Origin of the sequence: Allochromatium humboldtianum (assembly GCF_013385175.1) — a bacterium.
GTDB lineage: Bacteria > Pseudomonadota > Gammaproteobacteria > Chromatiales > Chromatiaceae > Thermochromatium > Thermochromatium humboldtianum.
In genome coordinates, this window is record NZ_JABZEO010000012.1 from 100796 (window position 1) to 110425 (window position 9630).

Below are 9630 nucleotides of genomic sequence, written 5' to 3' on the forward strand. Positions count from 1 at the left end.
GCCCTTCATCCCAATCCCAATGAATAGAACGTACTCGAAGCTGATCATTCTGGCGGGCGCCGCGCTCGTATTCGCGCTCTCGGCGACTGGATGCGCGCCCCTGGTCGTGGGCGGCGCGGCGGTCGCCGGCGCCTCGGCCATCCATGATCGTCGCCCGGCCCAGACGATCCTCGACGATCGACAGATCGAGTTCGCCGCCGCCCAGGCGATCTCCCAGGATCGCGAGCTCAGCGACGGCGCGCGCCTCGTCGTCACCAGCTACAACCGCACTGTCCTGCTCACCGGGCAGGCCACGTCGGCGGAACTCGCGCGGCGCGCCGGCGAGCGGATCAGCCGACTGCCCAAGGTCGCGCGCGTGATCGACGAGGTCCGCATCGGGCCGCGCATCGGGATGAGTCGCCAGTCGGAGGACACCTATATCGCCTCGCGCGCCAAATTGGAGCTGGCCGGTATCGGTCTGCCCGATTTCGATCCGACCCGCGTCAAGATCGTGGTCGAGGATGGAGAGCTCTATCTACTCGGGCTGGTCACGCCGCGCGAGGGCGATCTCGTCGCCGAGCGGGTGCGCTATGTGCCGGGTGTGCGCAAGGTGGTCAAACTCTTCGAATACTGGACGCCCAATGCCTGAGCTCACCGCTGGACTGCGCGCCGAGCTGGCGCGGATCGCGGGCGCCGACGCCCTGCTGACCGACCCGGCCGACTGCTGGCCCTATGGTTACGACAACAGCCGCCGTCAGGCCCTGCCCCAGGCGGTCGTCTTCGCACGCGATGAGGACCAGGTCGCGGCCCTGGTCCGGCTCTGCGCGCAGGCCGGGCTGCCGCTGATCGCCCGCGGCCTCGGCACGGGCACCACGGGGGCTACGGTGCCCGATCGCGGCGGCGTCGTGCTCTCGTTTGAGCGCATGGATCAAATAAAGCGCATCGAGCCCGGCGACCGGCTGGCGGTGGTCGAACCCGGCGTGACCAACGCGCGGTTGCAGCAGGCCATCGCGGCCGCCGGCTTCTTCTGGCCGCCGGATCCGACCAGCGCGGCCACCTGCACCATCGGCGGCAACCTGGCCTATAACTCGGCCGGCCCGCGCGCGGTCAAGTACGGCACGCCGCGTGAGAACACCCTCGGTCTGCGCGCGGTGAGCGGCACGGGCGAGGTCTTCCACACCGGCGTACTCACCACCAAGGGCGTGGTCGGCTATGACCTGACGCGGCTCATCATCGGCTCAGAGGGCACGCTCGCGCTCGTCACCGAGGCCACGCTCAAGCTCACCCCGCTCCCCGAGGCCAAGCGCACCCTGCGCGCGACCTATACCGACATCCACAGCGCCGCGCTCGCCGTCTCGGCCATCATGGCCCAGCCGGTCACGCCCTGCGCGCTGGAGATCATGGACGGCTCGGCGATCGAGATGGTCAGCCGCTATTCCGAACTCGACCTGCCGGATGGGGCCGGCGCGCTGCTGATGATCGAGGTCGATGGGCCGGCGGCCTGTATCCAGGAAGCGCAGCGCGCGGTCGGCGAAGCGGCGCGTGTCTCGGGTCTGCTGGAATTGCGCCTCGCCGAGACGGCGGATGAGGTCGCCGCGCTCTGGAAGACGCGCAAGGCGCTCTCCCCGGCTCTGCGTCACATCGCGCCGAAGAAGATCAACGAGGACGTGGTGGTACCTGTCTCGCACATGGGCGCGTTCATCGATGGGCTGGAGCAACTGGCGCGCGAGACCGGCATCCGGATCGTCAACTTCGGTCATGCCGGCAACGGCAACATCCATGTCAATCTGCTGATCGATCCGGACGACGCCGAGGAGGTCGCGCGCGCGGCGCACTGTCTGGATGCGGTCTTCGCGTTGGTTCTGCGACTGGACGGGACGCTCTCGGGCGAGCACGGCGTGGGACTGGAGAAGCGCGATTTCGTCGACCGCGAACTCGACCCGGTTGCGCTGAGGCTCATGCACGCCATCAAGGCGCAGTTCGACCCGGCGGGCATCCTCAATCCAGGCAAATCGCTGCCCGTCTAGCGCCCCGGTCGCACCAGACCGCCCAGGCCGACGGTCTCCAGCGCGTCGAGCAGCAGGCGGCGCACCGAGCCGGCATCCTCGCATTGCAGGGCGACCTTGAGCACCTCGCGCGCCCGCGCCCGGCTGATGCTGCGGATGACCTTCTTGACCCGCAGCAGACTGCCGGCTCCCATGCTGAGGCTGTGCACCCCCATCCCCAGCAGCAGGAAGGTCGCCAGCGGGTCGCCGGCCATCTCGCCGCAGACGCTGACCTCCTTGCCGTGGAGCCGCGCCCCGGTCAGGATCTGGAGCAGCGCGCGCAGCACCGCCGGGTGATATTCGTTGTAGAGCTTGGCCACATGCGGATTGTTGCGATCGACGGCCAGCAGATATTGCGTGAGATCGTTCGTCCCCACCGACAGGAAATCGACCCGGCGCGCCAGGGCCTCGGCCTGATAGACGGCCGCCGGCACCTCGATCATGACCCCGACCGGCGGCATCCGCACCTGATAGCCTTCCTCCAGCAGCTCGTTGTGCGCACGCTGGATCAGGAGCAAGGCATCGTCGACCTCGCCGACGGTACTGACCATGGGCAGCAGCAGTTGCAGGTTGTCGAGTCCGATGGACGCGCGCAGCACCGCGCGCACCTGGCTCAGGAAGATCTCGGGATGGTCGAGCGTGATGCGGATGCCACGCCAGCCCAGGAAGGGATTGGCCTCCTGCATCGGAAAGTACGGCAACGGCTTGTCGCCGCCGATGTCGAGGGTGCGGATCGTCACCGGACGTGGCGCGAACAGTTCCAGTACATGCCGATAGTTGGCCATCTGCGCCGCCTCGCTCGGAAAGCTGTCGCGCACGATGAAGGGCAGCTCAGTCCGGTAGAGACCGACGCCGGCCGATTCCTCGATGCCGAGCGGACGGCTCTCGGACACCAGACCGGTGTTGAGATAGAGCGGGATCACATAGCCGTCGGTGGTCTCGGCCGGCAGATGGCTCAGGGCTTGCAGCTCGCTGGTCAGGGCCGCGTCATCATCGGCCAGACGCTGGTACTCCGAACGCACGGCCGGCCCAGGCGAGACATAGACACGCCCGCGATAGCCGTCGACCACCATCTCGCGCCCCTCGATGCGCCCAACCGGTAGATCCGATACGCCCATGGCCGCCGGGACGCCCATACCACGCGCCAGAATTCCCACATGGGACGACCCGGAACCCGAGGTCGAGACGATGCCGGCCAGCTTCTCGCGCGGCACGTCGGCGATCTGCATGGCGCTGATCTCATCGCCCACCAGAATCGTGCACGGCGGATACTGAATCGGCGCACTGGCCCGGTTCTGCAAGTGCATCAGGATGCAGCGCCCCAGATCGCGCACGTCCGTGGCCCGTTCGCGCAGATAGGCGTCGTCCATGGCGTCGAACACACGCGCATGTTCGGCGATGGTCTCGCGCAACGCGCCGGGCGCCCAGTTGCCGGCGCGAATCCGCGACAGGGTGCCATCGATCAGGGTATCGCTCTCCAGCATCAGCCGCCAGGCATCGAACAGGGCCATGTCCTCGACGCGCAGATGGACCTGCGTGCGGCTGGCGAAGCGGTCGAGATCCTCGGCGACCTCGCGCACGGCACGGCGGAACTCCTCGGCCTCGGCCTCCAGATCCTCAGGGCGGCGATCGGGCACGGCATCCAGATCGGCGGGCGGATAGACCACAACCGCCTGCCCGAGGCCGATACCCGGCGAGGCGGCCAGCCCCGGCAGGAAGCGCTGCGGGATGCCATCGTCCTGCAAGCGCGCCAGCTCGCCACTGGTGCGGGCAAAGGTGATGGCCCCGGCCAGTTGCGAGGCCAGGGTCATCACGAAGGTCACTTCGTCCTCGCCGAAATGACGCCGCCGGCGCTGACGCAGCACCAGGACACCGAGCACCTTGCGGTTCTGGATGATGGGCGCACCGAGAAAGCCGTGATAACGCTCCTCGCCGGTGTCGATGATGCACTCGTAGCGCGGATGATTGGCCGCGTCGTCGAGGTTGATCGGCTCGGCACGCTCGCTCACCAGTCCGATCAGCCCGCGTCCGAGCTCGAGCCGCACACGCCCTACGGCGTCCTTGCGCAACCCCTCTGTGGCCTGCAGGACGTGACGATGGTTGTCGTAGTCGTTGAGATAGACTGAGCAGACGTCCGCGCCGACGGCCTGCTTGACGCGCTGGACGATGATGGAGAGCGCCTGCTCGAGATCGCGGGCATTGTTGACCTCCTGAACGATGCGCCTGAGTGATTCGAGCATGCTGGGGGAGCTGAGCAGACCTGGAGCGGATGGGATCACGGACGAATGGGTGCCTGACTGCATGCGGATCTAGGCCACTGTCTCAGCCCTGGCGCGGCGCAAGGCGTTCATGGATATCCCTGGCGCAGCAACCTGGAGGGACTGGCATAGACATGCCGACGATCCGGCACGCCTTCCGGATAGAGGGTCGGCGCCAGCTCTTCGAGCGCCTGCTGATAGACATGGCGCTTGAAATACACGACTTCGTAGAGCGGCTGCCAATATCTGACCCAGCGCCAGGCGTCGAACTCGGGTTTGTCGGTGCGATCGAGACAGAAGGCTTCCTCGCCGCAATTGACCCGCAGCATGAACCAGACCTGTTTCTGGCCAATGCAGATCGGACCCGGCCCGCAGTAACGGTGCCGAATGTAGCGTTTGGGCAGGTGATAGCGCAGCCAACCGCGTGTGCTGCCCAGGATCGTGACCTGCTGCTCACAGAGTCCGACCTCTTCCTCCAGTTCGCGGAACATGGCCTGCTCGGGCGTCTCGTCGGGGTTGATCCCACCTTGTGGAAACTGCCAGGCATTCTGGCCGACGCGGCGCCCCCAGAATAGGCGACGGTCCCGATTGCTCAGGATGATGCCGACATTGGGTCTGAAGCCGTCGTGGTCGATCAAGGATGGGTCTCTCCCTGGCTGGTCGCTGGCTCATTCTTCCATAGAGCAGTCGTTTCCGGCAAGCCGGCGCATGTATAAGCGATTTCCAATCAAGAGCTTGGTCGTAAGCACTTGAAACCCGCGCGCCGATCCCGGAGTATGACACGCAAGGGCGCAAGATCCGCGCCAGACACCACTTCAATCTTTACAGACTGGAATCAACCGCGTGCCACTGGCTATCTTCGATCTCGACAACACACTCCTGGACGGCGACTCGGATTATCTCTGGGGCTGCTATCTCGCCCAGCATGGACTCGTGGACGGCGCTGAGTACGCGCGCGAGAACGAGCGATTCTACCGCGAATATCAGAACGGGACTCTGGATATCCAGGAGTTCCTGCGTTTTTCGCTGCGCCCGTTGCGCGAGCACCCGCGCGAGCGCCTGGAGGCATTGCGCGCGCGCTTCCTCGAAGAGCAGATCGAGCCGATCATGACCCCGGCGGCGCGCGCGCTCGTCGAGCGGCACCAGTCCGCCGGCGACATCCTGCTCATCATCACGGCGACCAACGCCTTCGTCACCGCGCCCATCGCCGAGCGCTTCGGCGTGCCGCACCTGATCGCGACCCTGCCCGCCGAGCGCGACGGCGCCTATACCGGCGAGGTCGAGGGTGTTCCCTCCTTTCGCGAGGGCAAGGTCGAGCGGCTCGAACACTGGCTCGCCGAGCATGGACTGGATCTGGCGGGCAGTTGCTTCTACAGCGACTCGCACAACGATCTGCCGCTGCTGGAGCGGGTCGAGCGCCCGATCGCCGTCAACCCGGACGCCCAGTTGCGCGCCACGGCCGAGACACGCGGCTGGCCGATCCTGTCGCTGCGGGCCTGAACACGTAGCCGCCTTCACCGAGCTGTCATCCGCCCCACATCAGGCCGCAACACTCGCCGCCTAAGATAGCCCTCCAGGCATTCTTCACCTGTGAGGGCATTCGATGGTCGCTTCGGCTTCCGCGTCGCTCGCCAAGCGCGGCGAGCGTCTCTATGTCGAGATCGCAACGTCCGAGTCCGAGGTCCGCGAGGCGCAGGCACTGCGCTATCAGGTCTTCGGCGAGGAAATGGGCGCACGGCTCAAGGGTGCGCCCGGCTATGATCACGATACGTTCGACGACCATTGTCAGCACCTCCTGGTTCGCGATTCGCGCACTGGACGTGTCGTTGGTTGCACCCGTCTACTGACCGACGCGAGCGCCGCGCGCATCGGCGGCTTCTATTCCGAGAGCGAGTTCGAACTGGACGCCATCAAACGGCTCGACGGACGTCTGCTGGAGGTCGGTCGTACCTGCATCGCGCCCGAGTTCCGGCAGGGGCCGGCGATCGCCGTGCTCTGGTCAGGACTGGCCGGATTCGTCCAGCTCAACGGCTTCGACTATCTGTTCGGCTGTGCCAGCGTCCCGCTCGGCGAGGACGACATCCAGGCCGCCGCGATCATGAACCGACTGCGCCGTCAGGCGCTGGCATCCGAGGACCGGCGCGTCACGCCGCGTGCGCCGCTGCTCACGACCCAGGTCGCCGACGACGTTCTGGACGCGCCGCTGCCGCCCTTGCTGCGCGCCTATGTCCGTCTGGGCGCCAAGGCGTGCGGCGAGCCCTGCCGTGATCCGGATTTCGGCGTGGCGGACGTGCTGATGTTGCTCGACATCGACGCCATGAATCCGGCGTACTCACGCCACTTCCTCGACAGGCACGGTCTTTGAGTCATTCCGAACGACACCCGAGGATCATGATCGCGCGAACACTCTGGAGAAGCTGGCGGGTCGGCGAGCATCTGGCGACCGGAACGCTGGTCGGCCTCTATGCCGCGCTCCAGGGTCACGCACGAGGGCAACCGGGCTGGTTGCCGCGCGCCGTGTGCTGGTGGCATGGACGGCTGGTGCGCGCCCTGGAGGTCGAGGTCCGGATCGAGGGCCGGTTGGAACCGGGCTGTCTGCTGGTCGGCAACCATGTCTCCTGGCTCGATATCCCCATTCTGGGCGCTCAGGGTGAGATCGGGTTTCTGGCCAAGTCGGACGTCCGGTGCTGGCCGCTGATCGGCTGGCTGGCGGGCCTTGCGGGTACCCGCTTCATCGAGCGCGGTGCGCATCAAGCGGAGTCCGTGATCCATCGACTCCTGGCGGATCTGGCCTCGGAGCGCACGGTCATGATTTTCCCCGAAGGCACCACAACGGATGGCCGGACGCTGGGGCGTTTCCATCCGCGACTCTTCGCCATCGCCCAGAATCCCGAGGTTCGCGTACAGCCGGTCGCCATCCGTTACCGGCGTCGCGATACCCTCGCCCTCGATCAGTCCGTGCCCTATATCGGCGACGACAGTCTGATCGCCAATCTCAGCCGACTCGTCCGACATCCGGGGCTGATCGCCTGTGTCCATTTCCTGCCGTCCATGCAGGCTCTGGAGGGGGAGTCACGTCGTGCACTCGCCGAGCGCGCCCGCGCGGCCATCCTCGAAACGCTCGACGTCGCGGAGACTGCGCCCGTCATGACCACCAGAGACGCGGCTGTATCAGTGCGCGACGAGGATGCAAGCCCATGCTGGCTGGAGCCTGGAGCCGTATGAATCATGTCCAGTGAAACGCGGATCACCCCTCAGTCCACAGGCGATCGACTCAGAATCGCCATTGTCACCGAGACCTATCCCCCAGAGATCAACGGCGTGGCCAATACCATGCGTCACCTGGCCGAAGGCATGGCCGCGCGCGGACATGGCGTTCAGTTGATCCGGCCACGACAACCGGCCGATCCGGGGCATCCCGAACAATCCGATAGGCTCGATCTGCATCTGGTTCCGGGACTGCCGATCCCTGGTTATCGAGGTCTAAGGTTCGGGCTTCCGGTCTACTGGCGTCTGCGGCGTCTCTGGCACCGCCGCCCGGCCGATCTGGTCTATATCGCCACGCAGGGACCACTTGGTCATGCCGCGCTCTCAGCGGCTCAGGCGCTCAAGATTCCGACGATCACCGGTTTTCATACCCACTTCCAGCACTACAGCCGGCACTATGGACTGGGTGCCCTGACCCGTCAGATCGCCGAGACCCTGAGACACTTCCACAATCGCTCCGATGCCACGCTGGTTCCAACCGCCGAGTTGCGTGACAGCCTGGCCGCCGAAGGATTCGAGAACCTCCATGTCTTTGGGCGCGGAGTGGACGTCGATCAGTTCGCGCCCGACCGGCGCTCCGCTGAACTGCGTCGCTCCTGGGGCTGCGCGGAGGACGATCTGGTCGCCCTGTATGTAGGTCGGATCGCCGCAGAGAAGAATCTCGCCCTGGCGCTCGCTGGGTTTCGCGCCATTCAGCGCCAGTGTCCGAACGCACGCTTCGTGCTGGTTGGCGACGGCCCCGAACGCCCGCATCTGCAACAGGAACACCCGGATCTGATCTTCGCCGGCGCGCGCGTCGGCGACGAGCTCGCCGCCCACTATGCGTCGGGCGATCTCTTCCTGTTTCCGAGTCTCACCGAGACCTTCGGCAACGTCGTCACCGAGGCCATGGCCAGCGGTCTGCCCGTCATCGCTTTCGACTATGCCGCGGCGCGCGCGCACGTCCAGCCCTGGGTCAATGGCGTGACCGTGCCGATCGACGCCCAAGAATCCTTCATCGACATCTGTCTGGAGTGCGTCGGCGATCGGGAACGACTGCGACGAATGGGACTCGAAGCCAGGAAGCGCGCATTGGATATTGGCTGGGAGCGCGTTCTAGGGCGTGTCGAAGAGCACCTGTTCGCCGTGATCCACAGAAAACGAGGTCAAGCGGAGTCCTGTCATGCAAGCCTGGCTACGACATCTGAATGAATTGGAAGTATCCGTCTGTCGCCTCTGGAGCCGTTCGGGGCAACGTCGCTGGATTCGATACCCCTTCGCGTTCATCAGCCGGCTGGGGGATGGGGTGTTCTGGTACAGCCTCATGGCCGCCCTGCCCCTCGTCTATGGATTGAAGGGTTTGCAAGCCAGTCTGCACATGCTGGCGACCGGCGGTATTGCGTTACTGCTCTACAAATCACTCAAAGGTGTGACTCGGCGGTCTCGTCCCTGCCATCATGCCAGCGACATCACGGCCCTCGTCCCGCCACTCGACCAATACAGCTTTCCTTCGGGTCACACGCTCCACGCTGTCGTCTTTTCGAGTGTCGCCATCTACTACTTTCCTGTACTGGCCTGGATACTGGTTCCTTTCACAGCGCTGATTGCGTTGTCTCGCATCATTCTCGGGCTGCATTATCCCAGTGACGTTTTGATGGCGACGTTGATTGGTCTAGGGCTGGCTTATGCGAGTCTCTCCGCCTTCATATGAGATTGGCGAACAGATCGAAAACGCCCAAAGCCAAAACCCCCACTTCCAGAGGGAAGCGAGGGTTTTGAGGGGAGAGGGCCCTGGCGGTGCCCTAGGTTCGCATGGGGAGGCCCCACACTAGGATCGGCGAAGACTTGTTTCACGTCTGAGTTCGGGACGGGATCAGGTGGTTCCAAGACTCTATGGCCGCCAGGGAAAGGGTGGGAGCGCCGGGATTGGGGTCCGACGGTCCGCGAAACGGTGAGTGATCGTAAGGGTAACGCACTTGGGTGTTATATGGTCAAGCCGCACGGTCAATTAGTACGGGTAAGCTGCACGTGTTACCACGCTTCCACATCCCGCCTATCCACGTTGTGGTCTTCAACGGACCTTCAGAGGTATCGAGTACCTG

At 65.2% G+C, this 9630-nt stretch carries 9 protein-coding genes and 2 rRNA genes; 7 read left to right on the top strand and 4 right to left on the bottom strand.

What is annotated here, in order from left to right; genetic code table 11:
* Positions 1-19 precede the first annotated feature (19 nt).
* Both HW932_RS16365 and HW932_RS16370 read left to right on the top strand, forming a co-directional pair.
* Positions 20-628, top strand: a complete 609-nt coding sequence (locus tag HW932_RS16365; RefSeq protein ID WP_176977562.1) for a BON domain-containing protein — start codon at positions 20-22, stop codon at positions 626-628.
* Positions 621-2006 (top strand): FAD-binding oxidoreductase, encoded by a 1386-nt coding sequence (locus HW932_RS16370; RefSeq protein WP_176977563.1) that lies wholly within the window; start codon positions 621-623, stop codon positions 2004-2006. Before HW932_RS16365 ends, HW932_RS16370 begins: the two co-directional genes overlap by 8 nt.
* Here HW932_RS16370 and ptsP read toward each other — a convergent pair.
* Both ptsP and HW932_RS16380 read right to left on the bottom strand, forming a co-directional pair.
* Positions 2003-4264: a phosphoenolpyruvate--protein phosphotransferase gene (gene ptsP / locus HW932_RS16375; RefSeq protein WP_176977564.1), complete on the bottom strand. Its 2262-nt coding sequence runs from the start codon at positions 4262-4264 to the stop codon at positions 2003-2005. The genes HW932_RS16370 and ptsP overlap by 4 nt on opposite strands.
* A 107-nt stretch (positions 4265-4371) precedes the next feature.
* Positions 4372-4920 carry an RNA pyrophosphohydrolase gene (locus tag HW932_RS16380; protein ID WP_012969363.1) on the bottom strand — a complete coding sequence of 183 codons (549 nt, stop codon included), beginning with the start codon at positions 4918-4920 and terminating at the stop codon, positions 4372-4374.
* 205 nt (positions 4921-5125) lie between these two features.
* Here HW932_RS16380 and HW932_RS16385 point away from each other — a divergent pair, with 205 nt between their 5' ends.
* The 5 genes from HW932_RS16385 (at position 5126) to HW932_RS16405 (ending at position 9239) form a co-directional block, all read left to right on the top strand.
* Entirely contained in the window at positions 5126-5782 is a 657-nt protein-coding gene (locus tag HW932_RS16385; RefSeq protein WP_176977565.1) for a histidinol-phosphatase, read from the top strand.
* Between the two features lie 103 nt (positions 5783-5885).
* Positions 5886-6647, top strand: coding sequence for a GNAT family N-acetyltransferase (locus HW932_RS16390; protein ID WP_176977566.1), 762 nt, complete (start codon positions 5886-5888; stop codon positions 6645-6647).
* 26 nt (positions 6648-6673) lie between these two features.
* Positions 6674-7507, top strand: coding sequence for a lysophospholipid acyltransferase family protein (locus HW932_RS16395; protein ID WP_176977567.1), 834 nt, complete (start codon positions 6674-6676; stop codon positions 7505-7507).
* A 3-nt stretch (positions 7508-7510) separates the two neighbouring features.
* Complete coding sequence (locus HW932_RS16400; RefSeq protein ID WP_176977568.1) at positions 7511-8740, top strand: glycosyltransferase family 4 protein; 1230 nt, start codon at positions 7511-7513, stop codon at positions 8738-8740.
* Positions 8712-9239 (top strand): phosphatase PAP2 family protein, encoded by a 528-nt coding sequence (locus tag HW932_RS16405; protein ID WP_012969358.1) that lies wholly within the window; start codon positions 8712-8714, stop codon positions 9237-9239. The genes HW932_RS16400 and HW932_RS16405 overlap by 29 nt, the downstream gene beginning before the upstream one ends.
* A 78-nt stretch (positions 9240-9317) precedes the next feature.
* Here the strand turns inward: HW932_RS16405 and rrf are convergent.
* Together rrf and HW932_RS21655 are read right to left on the bottom strand one after the other, a co-directional pair.
* Positions 9318-9433: ribosomal RNA gene (gene rrf, locus HW932_RS16410) — 5S ribosomal RNA — on the bottom strand.
* Between the two features lie 82 nt (positions 9434-9515).
* Positions 9516-9630: ribosomal RNA gene (locus HW932_RS21655) — 23S ribosomal RNA — on the bottom strand; the annotation flags it as partial.

Bases quoted from the DNA above. Each gene is read 5' to 3' on its own strand.
- HW932_RS16365 (WP_176977562.1), top strand. From the start codon at position 20: ATGAATAGAACGTACTCGAAGCTGATCATTCTGGCGGGCGCCGCGCTC.
- HW932_RS16370 (WP_176977563.1), top strand. From the start codon at position 621: ATGCCTGAGCTCACCGCTGGACTGCGCGCCGAGCTGGCGCGGATCGCG.
- ptsP (WP_176977564.1), bottom strand. From the start codon at position 4,264: ATGCTCGAATCACTCAGGCGCATCGTTCAGGAGGTCAACAATGCCCGC.
- HW932_RS16390 (WP_176977566.1), top strand. From the start codon at position 5,886: ATGGTCGCTTCGGCTTCCGCGTCGCTCGCCAAGCGCGGCGAGCGTCTC.
- HW932_RS16395 (WP_176977567.1), top strand. From the start codon at position 6,674: ATGATCGCGCGAACACTCTGGAGAAGCTGGCGGGTCGGCGAGCATCTG.
- HW932_RS16400 (WP_176977568.1), top strand. From the start codon at position 7,511: ATGTCCAGTGAAACGCGGATCACCCCTCAGTCCACAGGCGATCGACTC.
- HW932_RS16405 (WP_012969358.1), top strand. From the start codon at position 8,712: ATGCAAGCCTGGCTACGACATCTGAATGAATTGGAAGTATCCGTCTGT.